Source organism: Microbacterium cremeum (assembly GCF_015277855.1).
Classification (GTDB): domain Bacteria; phylum Actinomycetota; class Actinomycetes; order Actinomycetales; family Microbacteriaceae; genus Microbacterium; species Microbacterium cremeum.
The window spans coordinates 1,738,811-1,754,739 of the sequence record NZ_CP063812.1 but is presented as its reverse complement, the minus strand read 5'-3'; the positions used below and the strand labels follow the sequence as shown (position 1 = coordinate 1,754,739).

The following is a 15,929-nucleotide window of genomic DNA, read 5'->3' as shown; positions in this document are numbered from 1 at the left end:
TGACTTCATCATGCCACTAACACGTGAGCAACAGCCGCTGTACGAAGTCAAGGCGGGCCTGTTCAAAGGCCTCTCGCACCCCTTCCGCATCCGCATCCTCGAGCTGCTCTCGGCCGCCGACGAAGTCAGCGTCGCCGCACTGCAGACCGAGACCGGGCTCGAGGCATCCCACCTCTCCCAGCACCTCGCCGTGCTGCGCCGGCATCGACTCGTCGAGTCCGAGCGCCGGGCGAGCCACGTCTACTACCGGCTGGCCGACGACAAGGTGGCCGAGCTGCTGGCCGTCGCCCGCGCGCTGCTGCTCGACGTCCTCACCTCGGACCGCGACCTCCTCGCGGACGCCCGCACCCTCCCCGCACTCCCCGAGCGATGAAGAGGAGGGATGCCGCGGCCCGCCCGCGTCGCGGGCACCGGGCAGCGGCGTACGCGCGCGGGCTGCTCCCCTCGCGCGAGGACTACCGGGCCGTGAAGCACACGTGGCGCCGGGATCTTCTCGCCGGCGTGACGGTCGGCATCGTGGCGCTGCCCCTCGCACTCGGATTCGGAGTGAGCTCCGGCCTCACCGCCGAAGCCGGCCTCGTGACCGCGATCGTGGCGGGGCTTCTCGCCGCGGTGTTCGGCGGATCGAACGTGCAGGTGTCGGGTCCGACGGGTGCGATGGTCGTGGTACTCGTGCCGATCGTCGCCTTGCACGGGGCAGGGACGGTCGCCGCCGTGAGCATCCTGGCGGGACTCGTCGTCCTCCTCGCCGGGCTGCTCCGGTTGGGGCGCGCGGTGTCGTTCATCCCCTGGCCGGTCATCGAAGGCTTCACCCTCGGCATCGCGGTCATCATCTTCCTGCAGCAGGTTCCACTCCTCGTCTCGCCGACGCTCAGCGGCGCGGGCGAGCACAGCGCCAACGCGGTCGTCGCGGTGGTGCAGGCGCTCGCCGGTGCGGACTGGAGCTACGTGCCCTGGGCGCTCGGCGCGGCCGCGGGCGTGATCGGCTGCATGACGCTCGCGCCCCGCCTTCATGCGGCGCTCCCGGGATCGCTCATCGGCATCGCACTGGTGACGATCCTGACCGCGGTGCTGCCCACGCCGCTCGCCGTCATCGGTGTGCTTCCGGCGTCACTGCCAGCCCCTGCGCTGCCCTCGTTCGACGTCACGGCGTTCGGCGACCTCGTCGCCCCCGCCGTCACGGTGGCGGCGCTCGCGGCGATCGAGTCGCTGCTCTCGGCACGGGTGGCCGCATCGCTCGCCGACACGGGGCCGTACGACCCCGATCGCGAACTGGTCGGGCAGGGAATCGCGTCCGTGGGCTCCGGGCTCTTCGGCGGGATGCCGGCGACCGGTGCGATCGCCCGCACCGCCGTCAACGTGCGCTCCGGCGGCCGTACGCGGCTCGCCTCGATCACGCACGCGCTCGTGCTGCTCACCGTCGTGCTCTTCGCAGCGGGGCCGATCGGCGCGATCCCGCTCGCCGCGCTGGCCGGGGTCCTCATGCTCACCGCGGTGCGCATGGTGCACGGTGCGACCGTCCGCGCGATCCTGCACTCGACGCGCTCCGACGCGGCCGCGTTCGTGGTCACTGCGTTGATCACCATCTCGCTCGACCTGATCGTCGCCGTCGGCATCGGCGTCGTGTGCGCCGGCTTCTTCGCGATCCGCAATCTGTCACGGGCGACCGCGGTGCAGCGCGAAGAGGCTCCCGGAGATCCCGCGCCCGGAGACGAGCACATCGCGATCGTGCGCATCGACGGGCCGCTGATCTTCGCCGCCGCCGACCGCGTCTTCGACACCGTGATCGGGCTCACCGGCATCTCGGTCGTGATCATCCGCATGTCACGCCTCGAGCTCGTCGATGCAACGGGTGCGCGCGTGCTGAGCGAGATCGTGCAGACGCTCGAGCGCCGCGGGGTCACGGTCCTCATCAAAGGCATCCAACCCGGACACGAAGAGCTGTTCCGCACCGTGGGCGTCCTCGCCGCCCTGCGGCATCAGAACCACCTGTTCACCGACCTGCCGGCGGCCCTCGAGCACGCGCGCACTCACATCCGACGGCGATCCGGCGACCGCAGCACGTAGGCTGGGACGGTTGTCATCGGTGCCAGCAGCGCCGGTGGCGGCCGCCGGACGGAGTCCGCGCAAAGGCTTGAGACCATCCACACCTCACCCCACGGGAGCCAAGCAGTGCCTGGAGAGAACCTCACCCGCATCGAGGCGCAGGAGCGCCGCGCGATCGTCGACACCGAGTCGTACGAGGTCGCGCTCGACCTGACGAAGGGCGCCGAGGTCTTCGGATCCCGCACCGTCGTGCGCTTCACCGCCGCCCCCGGCGCCTCGACGTTCATCGATCTCATCGCACGCGAGGTGCGCGAGATCACCCTCAACGGCCGCTCGCTCGACCCCGCGTCGGTGTTCGCGGACTCCCGCATCGCGCTCGACGGGCTCGACGCCGAGAACGAGCTCGTCGTCGACGCCGACTGCCTGTACACCAACACCGGCGAGGGCCTCCACCGCTTCGTCGATCCGGTCGACGGCGAGGTGTACCTGTACTCGCAGTTCGAGGTGCCCGACTCCCGCCGCGTGTTCGCGGTGTTCGAGCAGCCCGACCTGAAGGCGACGTTCGCCTTCGGCGTCACCGCCCCGGAGGCCTGGAAGGTCGTCTCCAACTCGCCGACACCCGAGCCCGAGAAGCACGGCGACGGCACCGCGACCTGGCGCTTCGAGCCGACGCCGCGCATCTCGTCGTACATCACCGCCCTCATCGCGGGCCCCTACGAGGCCACGTTCTCGGAACTCACGAGCGCCTCGGGCCGCGTCATCCCGCTCGGCGTCTACGGTCGCAAGAGCCTGTGGCAGCACCTCGACGCCGACTACATCTTCGACAAGACCCGGCAGGGCTTCGCGTACTTCGAGGAGAAGTTCGACTACCCCTACCCCTTCGCCAAGTACGACCAGCTGTTCGTTCCCGAGTTCAACGCGGGCGCCATGGAGAACGCCGGCGCGGTCACCTTCACCGAGACGTACGTCTTCCGCTCGAAGGTGACGGATGCCGTCAAGGAGCGCCGCGTCGTCACGATCCTGCACGAACTGGCCCACATGTGGTTCGGCGACCTCGTCACGATGAAGTGGTGGAACGACCTGTGGCTGAACGAGTCGTTCGCCGAGTGGGCGTCGACGATCGCCACGGCCGAGGCCACCGAATGGACCGAGGCGTGGACGACGTTCAACGCGATGGAGAAGACCTGGGCGTACCGCCAGGACCAGCTTCCCTCCACCCACCCCGTCGTGGCCACGATCAACGACCTCGAGGACGTCCAGGTCAACTTCGACGGCATCACCTACGCCAAGGGCGGCTCGGTGCTCAAGCAGCTCGCCGCGTGGGTGGGAGTCGAGGCGTTCTTCGCCGGCGTCGCCGCGTACTTCAAGAAGCACGAGTGGTCGAACACCGAACTGAGCGACCTTCTCGCCGAGCTCGAGACCACGAGCGGCCGCGAGCTGTCGACCTGGTCGAAGAAGTGGCTCGAGACCGCAGGCGTGAACACCCTCTCGCCCGAGATCGTGACCGATTCCGAGGGCACGATCACGCGCTTCGCGATCGTCCAGACGGCGCCCGCCGACTACCCGACGATCCGCCCCCACCGCCTCGGCGTCGGCTTCTACGAGCTGGACGGCGACGCGCTCGTGCGCGTGCACCACCTCGAGCTCGACGTCGACGGCGACCTGACCGAGGTGCCCGGGCTCAAGGGCCGCACGCGTCCCGCGCTGGTGCTCCTCAACGACGACGACCTCGCATACGCGAAGATCCGCCTGGACAACCGCTCCCTGCAGACCGCGATCGACCACCTCGGCAAGATCAGCGACCCCCTCGCACGCTCCCTCGTGTGGGGCGCGGCGTGGGACCAGACGCGCGACGCCGAGGCCTCGGCATCCGACTACGTCGACCTCGTGCTGCGCAACATCGGCGCCGAGACCGAATCGACGACCGTTCGCACGACGCTCGCGCAGCTGCAGCTCGCCGCGAACTCGTACGTCGCCCCCGACAGGCGCGACGTGACGCGCGAGAAGGTCGCCGACGCGATGTGGGAGCTCGCCGGCTCCGCCGAGGCGGGCAGCGACAGCCAGCTGCAGTTCGTGACGGCGTTCGCGAGCGCGGCGTCCACCCCGTCGCAGTGGGAGCGGGTGCGCCGGCTCCGCGACGGCGAGGCGACGTTCGAGGGCCTCGAGATCGACACCGACCTGTCGTGGCAGCTTCTGGTGTCGCTCGCCGCCGGCGGCGTCGTCGGCACTGCCGAGATCGATGAGGCGCTCGCCGCCGACAACACCGCCAAGGGCGGCGAGTTCGCCGCTCAGGCGAAGGCGGCACTGCCGACGGCCGAGACCAAGGCCGCCGCATGGTCGTCGCTCATCGACAGCGACGACCTGCCGAACACCATCGTCCGCGCCGCAGCGGCCGGCTTCGTGCACCCGGCGGGCCGCGACCTGCTGGGCGACTACGTGCCGCGCTACTTCGACGCGCTGGTGCCGCTGTGGGAGTCGCGCACGTACCAGATCGCGCAGTACCTCATCGTGGGCCTCTACCCGTCGCCGCTCGCCGACGTCGCGCTCCGCGACGCCACGCGCGCGTGGCTCGAGTCCCACGCCGACGCTCCCCCGGCGCTGCGCCGCCTCGTCGCCGAGAACCTCGCCGGCGTCGAGCGGGCGCTGGCCGTGCAGGACCGCGACGCGCAGTGACGTGCGACGGATGCCTCGACCCCGCTTTCAGCTGGGGTCGAGGCATCCGTCATTAGGATCGTGACGATGATCACCGTCCCCCTCGATTCCGAGAACCCTCCCGCGATCGCCGACCCGACGGTCTGGCAGAGAGTGGGCCAGTTCTTCATCGACGCCGGGTGGGACCTCGTGGCGATCGTCGGCATCATCGCCGGCGCGGTGCTGCTGGCGTGGATCCTCGGGTTCGTCATCCGCCGCGTCGTCAACCGGATCGTGTCCGGTGCGAAGTCGAAGGCCAAGGTCGACGACACGCAGGCGCTCGAGCGGTCGCCGCTCGCGTCGGTGCGCCTCGTGCAGCGCACGCGCACGCTCGGGTCGATCCTGCACAACGTCGTCAACGTGACGATCGTCGTCATCGCGATCCTGCTCATCATCAACGTGATCGCCCCGACAGCGCTGGGCTCGCTCACGCTGCTGACCGCCGCCGTCGGCGCCGGCCTCGGCTTCGGCGCACAGAACATCGTCAAGGACGTGCTCAACGGCATCTTCATCGTCGCCGAGGACCAGATCGGGATCGGCGACGTCGTCGACCTCGGCCTCGCGACCGGCATCGTCGAGTACGTCAGCGTCCGGGTGACGCACGTGCGCGACGTCAACGGCACCCTGTGGTACGTGCGCAACGGCGAGATCACGCGCATCGGCAACCTCTCGCAGGGATGGTCGCGCGTCATCGTCGACCTCTCCGTGGCCGCCGACTCCGACATCGACGAGGTGGAGCGCGCGATGCTCGACACCGCGAAGGCGCTCGCCAAGGACCCCAAGTGGCGTACGCGCATCCTCGAGCAGCCCGAGGTGTGGGGCCTCGAGTCGATCTCGGGCGACGCGCTCGTCATCCGTCTCGTCATGAAGACGCGGGCCAACGCGAAGGACGACGTCGCGCGCGAGCTGCGGGTGCGCCTCAAGCGCACCGTCGACGACCTGGGCATCAAGCTCCCCGCCCTGAGCACGATCATGCCGTCCGGCATCGAGGGCGCTCTCCGCGTCCGTGGCGCCAATCCGCCCAAGACCAAGCCGAATCCCGTCGCGCCGCCGGTCGTCGAGCGCCCCGTCTGGAAGCCCAAGCGCACCGGCAAGAAGTCGCAGCCGCCGGGCGACGCGGCCGGCTCCGGACCCACCTCGGAAGGCACCCCATGAGCGACAACGCCACGCCCTCCGGCACCCCGGCGGGTGCCGAGCCGATGAGCTTCTACGACGAGGTCGGCGGCTACGCGACGTTCGAGCGGCTCGTCGACGCGTTCTACCGGGGCGTCGCCGACGACGAGGTGCTGCGGCCGATGTACCCCGAGGAGGACCTCGGCCCGGCCAAAGAGCGCCTCACCCTCTTCCTCGTGCAGTACTGGGGCGGTCCGACGACGTACAGCGAGCAGCGGGGCCATCCCCGGCTGCGCATGCGCCACGCGCCGTTCCACGTCAATCCCGACGCACGGGACCGCTGGCTCGCTCACATGCGCGTCGCCGTGGACGAGCTCGATCTGCCTCCCCTGCACGAGACCACACTGTGGGACTATCTCCAGCGGGCCGCGTTCGCGATGGTGAACACGTTCGAGCCGAGCGGAATCGGCCCGGCCGCCGCCGGGCGGGACGCGACCGCAGGTAGTGCGCAGCCGGGAGCTCCGCGCTCGTCCCTGCCCGTGACCGCCGCATCGCCCGCCGATCCCGAACAGCCCCGCTGACCACACCGCCCGCCGACGAAGGAGTCGACATGCCGCCCGCCCCGCACACCACCGACGTCCTCGTCATCGGCTGGGGCCTGGCCGGCCTCGTCGCCGCGAGCGAGGCCATCGCCTCCGGCAAGCGCGTCACGATCATCGACCAGGAGCCGCGATCGAACCTCGGCGGCCAGGCCTGGTGGTCGTTCGGCGGTCTGTTCTTCATCGACTCCCCCGAGCAGCGACGCCTCGGCGTGCGCGACTCGCTCGAACTCGCGCGGCAGGACTGGTTCGGCAACGCGGGGTTCGACCGTGAGGAAGACCTCTGGCCGCGCCGGTGGGCCGAGGCGTACCTGCAGTTCGCCCACGGCGAGAAGCGCTCGTGGCTGCGGCAGAAGGGCGTCGGGTTCTTCCCGATCGTCGGGTGGGCAGAGCGCGGCGGCTACACCGCCACCGGCCCGGGCAACTCCGTGCCCCGCTTCCACATCACGTGGGGCACCGGACCGGGCCTCGTCGCGCCGTTCCAGGCCGCCGTCGAGGCGGGCGAAGCCGCGGGCCGAGTCACGATCCTCCCCCGTCACCGCGTGACCACGCTGACGATGTCGGGCGGCGCGGTGACCGGCGCGGAGGGCGACGTGCTCGCACCTTCGGGCGCTGCGCGCGGCGTCGCGACCTCGCGCGAGGTCGTCGACACGTTCGCCATCACGGCCGGCGCCACGATCGTCGCGTCGGGCGGCATCGGCGGCAACCACGACATGGTGCGGCAGTGGTGGCCCGAGCGGCTCGGCCCGGCGCCTGCGACGATGGTCGCCGGCGTTCCCGCCTACGTCGACGGATCCATGCAGAAGGTGAGCGAGACGGCCGGCGCCCGGCTCATCAACGGCGATCGCATGTGGCACTACGTCGAGGGCATCCAGAACTGGGATCCGGTGTGGCCGAATCACGGCATCCGGATCCTGCCCGGTCCCTCCTCGGTGTGGCTCGACGCGACGGGCACGCGACTGCCGGTGCCGCTGTTCCCCGGGTTCGACACGCTCGGCACGCTGGCGCACCTGCGCGCGACCGGGCACGACCACTCGTGGTTCGTGCTGTCGCAGAAGATCATCGAGAAGGAGTTCACCCTCTCGGGCAGCGAGCAGAACCCCGATCTGACAGGCAAGGACGTGCGGCTGCTCGCGAAGTCGCGGCTCGGCAAGGGGGCGGCCGGGCCGGTGCAGGCGTTCATGGACCGGGGCGCAGACTTCGTCGTCCGCGACGACCTCGACGACCTGATCGCGGGCATGCGGGCGCTGCCCGGAGGCGAGGCCCTGGACGCGGAGCGCGTGCGGTTCGAGATCGAGGCCCGCGATCGGGAGATCGACAACGACTTCACCAAGGATGCCCAGATCGCGATGCTGCGATCGGCGCGCGCGTTCCGCGGCGACAAGCTGATCCGCACCGCGACGCCGCACCGCATCCTCGACCCCGCCGCCGGGCCGCTCATCGCCGTGAAGCTCCACGTGCTGACGCGCAAATCCCTCGGCGGCATCGAGACCGACCTCTCGGCGCGCGCCCTCGCAGCGACGGGCGAGCCGGTGCCCGGCCTCTACGCCGCCGGCGAGGCGAGCGGCTTCGGGGGCGGTGGCGTGCATGGCTACCGCGCCCTGGAGGGCACGTTCGTCGGCGGCTGTCTGTTCTCGGGTCGCGCGGCGGGCCGCGCGGCCGCGGCCGCGGTGTGATCCGGTCCTGGTGTGAGCCTCCCGAGGGCACTCGGCCGCCGCGCCGGTCTGACGGTGCCGCTCAGCGTCCGGTGGAGCCGGTGCGACGCACCGGCGTGAGCCCGACGGCCACCGGGCCCCGCACGAGGACGTGACCGCGCTGCAGGCTGACGCGCGTCCACGGTCCGCTGACGAAGACGCGCGCCGCCTCCCCGCCGCTGATGAACCCCATGCTGAGCGCCGCGAACGCGGCTCCGAGCGGGAGGCCCCCCAGCTCGTCGTCGGGGGCTCCCCACACGGCCGCGCGCACCGCGCGCACCACGTCTTCTCCGGCATCCGTCGGCACACTGTCGGCCACGCGGGCGATGCCGCCCTGCGCCTTGGCCGCGAGCGCAGACGCCTCGAGGTCGTCTCGCTGCACCCACCCCGATCGGGGCGGGGAGATGCCCGCCCACGGGGGTGAGAGCGCGGTCTCGGGGAGCACCACGGCGGCGGGGTCGTCGGCGGCGGCCGCGAGCGCGGATGCCTCGACCACCAGGTCGCACACCAGTTCGGGGTCAGCTGCGAGCGTGCGCAGCGCGAGAACCGTCGGGGTCGCGTCACCGATTCCGCGCGGTGCGAGAGGCGCCGCCGTCATGGCCAGCACTCCGCCCGTGGCCTGCAGCCGCACCCCCTCGTCGGTGAAGCGGGCGGCGCGTCCGGCGAAGGTGACGGCGTCGGCGGCGGAGGCGGGATCGGCGAGCAGGAGGCGCGGGGACATCGCCCCTAAGCTACCAAGCGGAGCAACGGGCGGCCGCCGCCCGGAGAGGAGCACCCGTGGACGATGCCCGGCCGGACCTCGAGCACGATCCCGTCGCCTCGATGCTGTCGGTGCTGGACCTGAACGGGTCGGACGCGCGGACCACCGAAGACATCTTCACCGGCGTCTCGCAGTCGATGCCGCTCGGACGCGTCTACGGCGGCCAGGTGCTCGCACAATCCATCGTGGCCGCCGAGCGCACCCTGCCCGAGGAGCGCGTCGTGCACTCGATGCACGGCTATTTCCTGCGCCCCGGCGACTCGACCAAGGGCATCACATTCGCGGTCGACCGGATCCACGACGGCCGGTCCTTCTCGACGCGCCGGACGCAGGCCTTCCAGGAAGGCGTCCCGATCTTCTCGATGATCGCGTCCTTCCAGGACGAGGACCCCGGGCTGGATCACCAGGAGCCGATGCCCGAGGGGGTTCCGGGCCCCGAAGAGCTGCCCGACGTGGAGTCGCACCTGAGCGGCGTGCATCCGATGTCGAAGCGGTTCTTCACCGATCGTCCCGTGGACGTGCGTCACATCCCGTCGCCGATCTACACAGGGGTGGAGGGCGCCCAGGAGCCGCGTCAGGCGGTCTGGATGCGGGTGCGGCGAGCCATTCCGGACGACCCGGGCACGCATCGGGCCGCGCTGGCGTACCTCAGCGACCTCACCATCCAGGAGTCCATCCTCCGTGCGCACGGGGTGTCGTGGGCGACTCCCGGCCTCAAGGTCGCCAGCCTCGACCACGCGATGTGGTGGCACCGCTTCGGTCGGGTGGACGAGTGGATGCTCTACGTGCAGGAGTCGCCGAGCGCGCGCGGTGGTCGTGGTCTGGCGACCGGACGCGTGTATTCCTCTGACGGCGTGCTGCTGGCGACCGTCGCGCAGGAGATCATGGTGCGCGTGCCGGATGCCGCGGCCCGACCGGACGCCTCGCGCTGACGGCTCAGCGGCGGTGCGCGTAGCCGAGCGGCTCGCCGAGGTAGGGCGACCAGGCGGCGCGCTCCTGCGGCGTGAGACGCATCGGGCGGCCGGTCGCGGCATCCACCTTCACGACCACCGTGGTGGCGCGGGCATAGAGAGTCTGCGTCGGTGACGCCGTCTCGGCCGGGCTGAACACCTCGTAGCAGACCTCGATGCTCGATCCGCCGAGCTTGCCGAACCACATCTGCACGTCGAGCGGATGCCGCTGGTACGGCACCGGCGCGAAGTACTCGATCTCTTGCCGTGCGATCAGCGTCAGGACGCCGCTGTAGATACTCGAGTCGAGGACAGCGGTGCCGGGCGCGTCCTCGCCGGTCGCCGGCGCCCAGAAGGCGCGCACGCGTGCCTCTTCGAGGAGCTTCAGCATCGCCGTGTTGTTGACGTGGTTGAACGCGTCGAGGTCTCCCCACCGGAGGTGGATGGGCAGGTGCAGCCGACGGCCGCGCGCGCTCGGCGCGGCCGTCGGCGAAGGCGTGTCAGTCACGCGTCAGCTTGCGGTACGCGGTGCGGTGCGGGCGTGCCGCGTCGGGTCCGAGGCGCTCGATCTTGTTCGCCTCGTACGCTTCGAAGTTGCCCTCGAACCAGTACCAGGAGTCGGGCGCGTCGTCGGTCCCCTCGTAGGCCAGGATGTGCGTCGCGATGCGGTCCAGGAACCACCGGTCGTGCGTGATGACGACGGCGCAGCCGGGGAACTCGAGCAGCGCGTTCTCGAGCGACTGCAGCGTCTCGACGTCGAGGTCGTTCGTGGGCTCGTCGAGGAGCAGCAGGTTGCCGCCCTCCTTGAGCGTCAGCGCGAGGTTGAGGCGGTTGCGCTCGCCACCGGAGAGGACACCCGCCTTCTTCTGCTGATCAGGGCCCTTGAACCCGAACTTCGACACGTAGGCGCGAGACGGGATCTCGGTCTTGCCGACGGTGATGATGTCGAGTCCGTCGGACACGACCTCCCACAGCGTCTTGTTCGGGTCGATGTTCGCGCGCGACTGGTCGACGTAGCTGATCTTCACGGTCTCGCCGATCTTCAGCTGGCCGCCGTCGAGCGGCTCGAGGCCGACGATCGTCTTGAACAGCGTGGTCTTGCCGACGCCGTTGGGACCGATCACGCCGACGATGCCGTTGGGCGGCAGGGTGAAGCTCAGGCCGTTGATGAGCGAGCGGTCGTCGAAGCCCTTCTGGAGGTTCTTGGCCTCGATGACGACGCTTCCCAGGCGCGGCCCGGGCGGAATCTGGATCTCTTCGAAGTCGAGCTTGCGAGTGCGGTCGGCCTCCGCCGCCATCTCTTCGTAACGGGCGAGACGGGCCTTCGACTTCGCCTGGCGTCCCTTCGCGTTCGAGCGGACCCACTCGAGCTCCTCGGCGAGGCGCTTGGCGAGCTTCGCGTCCTTCTTGCCCTGGATCGCGAGGCGCTCGGCCTTCTTCTCGAGGTAGGTGGAGTAGTTGCCCTCGTACCCGATGAGCCGGCCGCGGTCGACCTCGGCGATCCATTCGGCCACGTTGTCGAGGAAGTACCGGTCGTGGGTGATCGCGATCACGGCGCCGGGGTACTTCTGCAGGTGCTGCTCGAGCCAGAGCACGCTCTCGGCGTCGAGGTGGTTGGTGGGCTCGTCCAGGAGCAGCAGGTCGGGCTTCTGCAGCAGGAGCTTCGTGAGGGCGACACGCCGCTTCTCACCGCCCGAGAGCGGGCCGATCTGCGCATCGCCGGGCGGCGTGCGCAGGGCGTCCATCGCCTGCTCGAGCTGGGAATCGAGGTCCCACGCGTCGGCCGCGTCGATCTCCTCCTGCAGCACCCCCATCTCGGCGAGCAGTGCGTCGAAGTCGGCGTCGGGGTCGGCCATCAGGCCCGAGATCTCGTTGAAGCGATCCACCTTCGCCTTGATCGCGATGCCGTCCTGGATGTTCTCGAGCACCGTCTTGGTCTCGTCGAGTTCGGGCTCCTGCATCAGGATGCCCACCGAGAAGCCGGGGCTCAGCTTGGCCTCGCCGTTCGACGGGTGGTCGAGACCGGCCATGATCTTCAGGATCGTCGACTTGCCGGCGCCGTTCGGGCCGACCATGCCGATCTTCGCACCCGGCAGGAACGCCATCGTGACGTCGTCGAGGATCAGCTTCTCGCCGACCGCCTTGCGCGCTCGGACCATCTGGTAGATGTACTCAGCCATGCGGGTGTCAGTTCTCCTTGGGACAACAGAGGTCAGCGTCCCAGCCTACCGGCCGCCGGCGAGGGCACGACCGGTCCAGCGGATGCCGGCGGCCGCATGCCGACGCCGCGTCACCAGTCGATCGGCCGGGTCTGTCCGACCAGGCACGTCCCCTCGGCGAGCACAGGCACCACGACGGTGACCGGATCACCGGTGGCGGGACCGACCTGGCCGATCAGGCATTCCTCGCCCCAGCGCACCGAGAATTGGATGCTCTCGGCTGGATTTCCGACGGTCGAGTGGTCGCGCGTGACCTGCATGGCGGCCTTGTCGAAGCCGGCCGCGACCAGCGCGTCCACGTACGCACGACCGGTGGCACGGCCCTCCGATGCCCAGACCGACGCTGTGATGGCCGCGAAGAAGGGCAGGTTGTCGGCAGCGGTGCCGTCGGGCACCAGCGTCGGCTCGGGAGCCGCGGTGCCCGTCGGGCTCGTGCTCGGCCCGTTCGTCGGTGATCCGGAACCGGTCGGATCCGCGGACGGATCAGGCACGGGCGTCGCCATGCAGCCGGCCAGCGCAAGGCCGAGGATCACCGCGGCCAGAGCGGCGCCGGCACGGGAGCGTGCCGAGATACGCGAGCGCCCGGGGCGGGCCGAATGTCGGGACACGGGGAGAGTCTAGAGCCCGCCACCTCGGAACCGCCCCGCAACCCGGTCAGAACGGCACGTCCGCGTCGCTTCCGCTCTCGGGCCCCGGACCGGCCGCGCCGGCGAGGACGGGCTGCGCAGCGGCGCCCTCCTCCGCCGCCTGCGCGGTCGCCGGGGCATCCGCGGACGACGCCACGCCGGGAGCGGCCCAGGCGTCCTCCGGCGCCGGGGGCGCCCACGACGAGTCCCGCTCGGCACGCGCCGACCGTTCGTCCTTCGTGAACGTCGTCGTGCCCCACAGCAGGTCGTGTCCGAGCGCTTCGGCGTCGATCTCGACCGAGATGCCCTTCCGCGTGCCGTTGTCCCATTCGCGCAGGCGCAGCCGGCCGGTCAGGATGACGCGATCGCCCTTGCTGAGGGAGTGGAACGCGTGATCGGCGAGCCCGCGGAACGCCGACACGGTGTACCAGTTGGTCCCCGCGTCGCTCCACGCGCCCGTGGCCGGGTCGTGGCGTCGCTGAGTGCTGGCCACGCGGAACGTCGTGATCGCGACACCTGTCGGCGTCCTCTTGAACTCCGGGGGCGTCGCGACGTTCCCCGTGATCGTGATGCTGTCGCCCATGGCGCTTCCTCTCGTTGCGTGACCGAGGACGGTCCCCGGTCCCGCCGGCGTCCCGTGCCCGAGGACGCCGGCGGTGCACCTACGATCGCGCCGCCGCGCCGCGGCATCCGACGCGCCGACGCGATCTGGGGAAAGTCGGTTGCGGACGGCCGCTGTGGAGGAGCCGGCAGCGGGCGCGGCGATGTCGGACCTCGAAGCTATCTTCGACTCAGAAGGAGAGAGCATGATGACGACGATCGAAGCAGCACTGCACAGCACACCCGTCCTGGCGCGCGGCGCCGATGTGCGGCTCGCGTCCGCCGCGCCCTCGCTCTGGCGCGTGCTCGACAGGTCGGGCCGCGTGCTCGGGCACGTCCAGGCCGTGCCCGACGGCAGCGGCATGAGATTCCGCGCACGACGATTCCATGCGGCGTCCCGCGCGTTCCGCGATCTCGGCGACTTCTGGAGCCCCGACGACGCGGTCGACTGCCTGCGGTTCGCGCGCTGAGCACTTCTCAGACCAGTGCACCCACGCGATCGATCAGACCGCTCGGCGCCTCCGCCGTGACTCTGTCCCACACGTCGGCGAGCACGCGCACCGCACGGGTGAGCTCCTCCGGCGGAGCCGTGAACGGCAATCGCAGATGGCGGTCGTGGCCTCCCTCGATCGAGAAGCGCGGACCAGCGCTGAGCAGCACGCCGTGAGACCGTGCCGCCAGCACGAGACCCGAGCTGAGCGGTGCGTCCAGCTCGACCCACAGCGAGACTCCGCCGTGGACCTCCGGCACACTCCAGGCCGGCAGTTCCTCGCGGACGGCGCGCACCAGCGCGTCGCGGCCCTCCCGGAGCAGGCTCGATCGCTGCTCGAGGATCTCGGGAAAGCCGGCCAGGAGCCGCGTGGCGACCGCCTGCTCGAACTCGGGCGTCCCGAGGTCGTGGGTGGGTCTGGCGGCAACGAGCCGGCGGATCAGATCACCGTCGGCGCGCACCCACCCCACCCGAAGACCGCCCCACACCGTCTTGCCGAGCGACCCGATCCGCACCACGGTGCCGGGCTCGGAGCCGTCGAACCCGGAGGCGATCGGCGCGCGGTCGATGTCGAGATCGGCGGTGGTCTCGTCGAGCACGATCACCGCGCCGGCCCGCTCCCCCGCGAGCAGCATGGCCTCCCGCTCCCGCGTGGTCATGCTCCGGCCCGTCGGGTTCTGGAAGTCGGGCATGAGGTAGGCCATCACCGGCAGCGTGCGGCCGAATGCCTGCTCGGCCCGGTCCAGGTCCCACCCGCCGCCGGTGGTCACCGGCACGCCGACGAGGCGGGCGCCGGCGCCTCGCAGCGCGTCCACGGCGTGCGGGTACGTCGGCGTCTCGACAAGCACGCGGTCCCCTCGGCCGATCAGCACGGAGGCGATGAGGTGGATCGCGCTTTGCGCTCCCGTCGTCACCAGCACCTCGCCCGGCTCGGTCGGGATGCCTCGCTGCGTGTATCGCTCGGCGATCGCGCTGCGCAGTTCGATGCGGCCCAGCACGTCGTACCCCACCCGGGCGACCAGCGCCGGCGCGGTGCTCGCGACCTCGCCGATGACGCCGGCGAGGCCCGGCCACGCCGGCGGACTGGCCTGCTGCAGGTCCAACATGCCCTCGAGCGCCGTGACGCGACCGGGCTCCCGCCGGCCCAGCGGCAGCGTGACGCTCCCGGATCCCCGCAGGCTCGAGATGTGGCCGGTGTCGCGCAGGCTGCGGTACGCCGCCGCGACCGTGCTCCGGCTCAGCTGCAGCGCCGCGGCCAGTTCGCGCTCGGCAGGCAGAGCCGTACGTGGGGCGAGCCGGTTGTCGAGGCACAGCAGACGGATGCCGTCGGCCAGCGCCTCGTACGCCGGCTCGCGCGTGCGCCACCCACCGAGCGCGACGGCGAGTGCGCGGGCCGAGATGCGGGAGTCCATGAGGCCAGCGTAGTCATATTGGACCGGTCAGCACGAGCCAATTCTGCGATTGGATGGCTGACATGCCACGTCGCGTGATCCAACTGCTGGTGGGACTGTTCCTCTACGGCGCCGGCTGCGCCCTGACGGTCGAGGCCGGCCTCGGCGTCGACCCGTGGACGGTGTTCGCGCAGGGCCTCTCGGTGCGCACCGGCGTCGGCATCGGCTGGATCACGAACATCGTCGGATTCTTCGTGCTCCTGCTGTGGATCCCCCTGCGGCAGAAGCCCGGAGTCGGCACGGTCGCGAACATCCTGCTCGTCGGGACCAGCATGCAACTCGTGCTCGCCGTCGTCCCACCCGTCAGCGGACTTCTCGCCCAGGTGGCGGTGCTCCTGGCCGGCATCGTCGTCGTGGCCGTGGCATCCGGTCTCTACATCGGAGCGCACTTCGGCCCCGGACCGCGCGACGGCCTCATGACGGGCATGCACGCGAGGCTCGGCTGGCCGATCTGGCTGTGCCGCGCGATCGTCGAGCTCTCGGTGCTGGCCGTGGGGTGGCTCCTGGGCGGCACCGTCGGCATCGGCACCGTGCTGTTCGCCGTGCTCATCGGCCCGCTCGTGCACCTCGCCCTGCCGCTCCTCGACACGCGGCGCACTCCGCGGACCGCCGCCGTGGCCGAGCCCGCGTCGGGCTCGGCGCAGCCGGCGGCCTGATCGCGCGCGGCGCGGCGGCGCCAGGAGCGCACGT

General features: G+C 71.0%; 15 protein-coding genes. 9 read left to right on the top strand and 6 right to left on the bottom strand.

The genetic code is table 11. The annotated features are described in order from the left end of the window. The first annotated feature begins 10 nt into the window (after positions 1-10). The 6 genes from IM778_RS07895 to IM778_RS07870 all read left to right on the top strand — a co-directional run bounded on the left by IM778_RS07895 (position 11) and on the right by IM778_RS07870 (position 8,125). Positions 11-373, top strand: a complete 363-nt coding sequence (locus IM778_RS07895) for an ArsR/SmtB family transcription factor (protein WP_194411460.1) — start codon at positions 11-13, stop codon at positions 371-373. Further along, positions 370-2,067, top strand: a complete 1,698-nt coding sequence (locus tag IM778_RS07890; protein WP_194411459.1) for a SulP family inorganic anion transporter — start codon at positions 370-372, stop codon at positions 2,065-2,067. The genes IM778_RS07895 and IM778_RS07890 overlap by 4 nt, the downstream gene beginning before the upstream one ends. Before the next feature lie 105 nt (positions 2,068-2,172). Next, complete coding sequence (gene pepN / locus IM778_RS07885; protein WP_194411458.1) at positions 2,173-4,719, top strand: aminopeptidase N; 2,547 nt, start codon at positions 2,173-2,175, stop codon at positions 4,717-4,719. 66 nt (positions 4,720-4,785) lie between these two features. Then, a complete protein-coding gene (locus tag IM778_RS07880) occupies positions 4,786-5,892 on the top strand; it encodes a mechanosensitive ion channel family protein (RefSeq protein ID WP_194411457.1) in 1,107 nt (368 codons plus the stop codon). Beyond that, complete coding sequence (locus IM778_RS07875) at positions 5,889-6,431, top strand: globin (protein WP_273541859.1); 543 nt, start codon at positions 5,889-5,891, stop codon at positions 6,429-6,431. Before IM778_RS07880 ends, IM778_RS07875 begins: the two co-directional genes overlap by 4 nt. Before the next feature lie 29 nt (positions 6,432-6,460). After that, the gene (locus IM778_RS07870; RefSeq protein WP_194411456.1) at positions 6,461-8,125 is read left to right on the top strand and encodes an FAD-binding dehydrogenase; all 1,665 of its coding nucleotides are present in this window, start codon (positions 6,461-6,463) and stop codon (positions 8,123-8,125) included. 61 nt (positions 8,126-8,186) lie between these two features. Here IM778_RS07870 and IM778_RS07865 read toward each other — a convergent pair whose 3' ends face one another. Continuing rightward, positions 8,187-8,864, bottom strand: coding sequence for a DUF8185 domain-containing protein (locus IM778_RS07865; protein ID WP_194411455.1), 678 nt, complete (start codon positions 8,862-8,864; stop codon positions 8,187-8,189). A 101-nt stretch (positions 8,865-8,965) separates the two neighbouring features. Here IM778_RS07865 and IM778_RS07860 point away from each other — a divergent pair, with 101 nt between their 5' ends. After that, positions 8,966-9,835, top strand: a complete 870-nt coding sequence (locus tag IM778_RS07860; RefSeq protein ID WP_194411781.1) for an acyl-CoA thioesterase — start codon at positions 8,966-8,968, stop codon at positions 9,833-9,835. Positions 9,836-9,839: 4 nt separating this feature from the next. Here IM778_RS07860 and IM778_RS07855 read toward each other — a convergent pair whose 3' ends face one another. The 4 genes from IM778_RS07855 to IM778_RS07840 form a co-directional block, all read right to left on the bottom strand. Beyond that, positions 9,840-10,361 (bottom strand): acyl-CoA thioesterase, encoded by a 522-nt coding sequence (locus IM778_RS07855; protein WP_194411454.1) that lies wholly within the window; start codon positions 10,359-10,361, stop codon positions 9,840-9,842. Then, the gene (ettA, locus tag IM778_RS07850; protein WP_194411453.1) at positions 10,354-12,033 is read right to left on the bottom strand and encodes an energy-dependent translational throttle protein EttA; all 1,680 of its coding nucleotides are present in this window, start codon (positions 12,031-12,033) and stop codon (positions 10,354-10,356) included. The genes IM778_RS07855 and ettA overlap by 8 nt, the downstream gene beginning before the upstream one ends. A 110-nt stretch (positions 12,034-12,143) precedes the next feature. Continuing rightward, positions 12,144-12,680 (bottom strand): DUF6993 domain-containing protein, encoded by a 537-nt coding sequence (locus IM778_RS07845; RefSeq protein WP_228484805.1) that lies wholly within the window; start codon positions 12,678-12,680, stop codon positions 12,144-12,146. A 46-nt stretch (positions 12,681-12,726) separates the two neighbouring features. Next, entirely contained in the window at positions 12,727-13,281 is a 555-nt protein-coding gene (locus tag IM778_RS07840) for a single-stranded DNA-binding protein (RefSeq protein ID WP_194411452.1), read from the bottom strand. A gap of 223 nt (positions 13,282-13,504) precedes the next feature. Between IM778_RS07840 and IM778_RS07835 the strand changes: the two genes are divergently transcribed. Next, positions 13,505-13,768: a hypothetical protein gene (locus IM778_RS07835; protein WP_228484804.1), complete on the top strand. Its 264-nt coding sequence runs from the start codon at positions 13,505-13,507 to the stop codon at positions 13,766-13,768. 7 nt (positions 13,769-13,775) lie between these two features. Here the strand turns inward: IM778_RS07835 and yczR are convergent, their stop codons facing one another. Beyond that, on the bottom strand, positions 13,776-15,200 hold the full coding sequence (gene yczR / locus IM778_RS07830; protein ID WP_194411451.1) for a MocR-like transcription factor YczR: 1,425 nt from the start codon (positions 15,198-15,200) through the stop codon (positions 13,776-13,778). A 62-nt stretch (positions 15,201-15,262) separates the two neighbouring features. Here yczR and yczE point away from each other — a divergent pair, with 62 nt between their 5' ends. Continuing rightward, positions 15,263-15,895, top strand: coding sequence for a membrane protein YczE (gene yczE, locus IM778_RS07825; protein WP_194411778.1), 633 nt, complete (start codon positions 15,263-15,265; stop codon positions 15,893-15,895). The last annotated feature ends 34 nt before the right edge of the window (positions 15,896-15,929 follow it).

Bases quoted from the DNA above. Each gene is read 5' to 3' on its own strand.
- IM778_RS07890 (WP_194411459.1), top strand. From the start codon at position 370: ATGAAGAGGAGGGATGCCGCGGCCCGCCCGCGTCGCGGGCACCGGGCA.
- yczE (WP_194411778.1), top strand. From the start codon at position 15,263: ATGCCACGTCGCGTGATCCAACTGCTGGTGGGACTGTTCCTCTACGGC.
- IM778_RS07860 (WP_194411781.1), top strand. From the start codon at position 8,966: ATGCTGTCGGTGCTGGACCTGAACGGGTCGGACGCGCGGACCACCGAA.
- IM778_RS07835 (WP_228484804.1), top strand. From the start codon at position 13,505: ATGATGACGACGATCGAAGCAGCACTGCACAGCACACCCGTCCTGGCG.
- IM778_RS07870 (WP_194411456.1), top strand. From the start codon at position 6,461: ATGCCGCCCGCCCCGCACACCACCGACGTCCTCGTCATCGGCTGGGGC.
- IM778_RS07840 (WP_194411452.1), bottom strand. From the start codon at position 13,281: ATGGGCGACAGCATCACGATCACGGGGAACGTCGCGACGCCCCCGGAG.
- IM778_RS07865 (WP_194411455.1), bottom strand. From the start codon at position 8,864: ATGTCCCCGCGCCTCCTGCTCGCCGATCCCGCCTCCGCCGCCGACGCC.
- IM778_RS07875 (WP_273541859.1), top strand. From the start codon at position 5,889: ATGAGCGACAACGCCACGCCCTCCGGCACCCCGGCGGGTGCCGAGCCG.
- ettA (WP_194411453.1), bottom strand. From the start codon at position 12,033: ATGGCTGAGTACATCTACCAGATGGTCCGAGCGCGCAAGGCGGTCGGC.
- IM778_RS07895 (WP_194411460.1), top strand. From the start codon at position 11: ATGCCACTAACACGTGAGCAACAGCCGCTGTACGAAGTCAAGGCGGGC.
- IM778_RS07880 (WP_194411457.1), top strand. From the start codon at position 4,786: ATGATCACCGTCCCCCTCGATTCCGAGAACCCTCCCGCGATCGCCGAC.
- yczR (WP_194411451.1), bottom strand. From the start codon at position 15,200: ATGGACTCCCGCATCTCGGCCCGCGCACTCGCCGTCGCGCTCGGTGGG.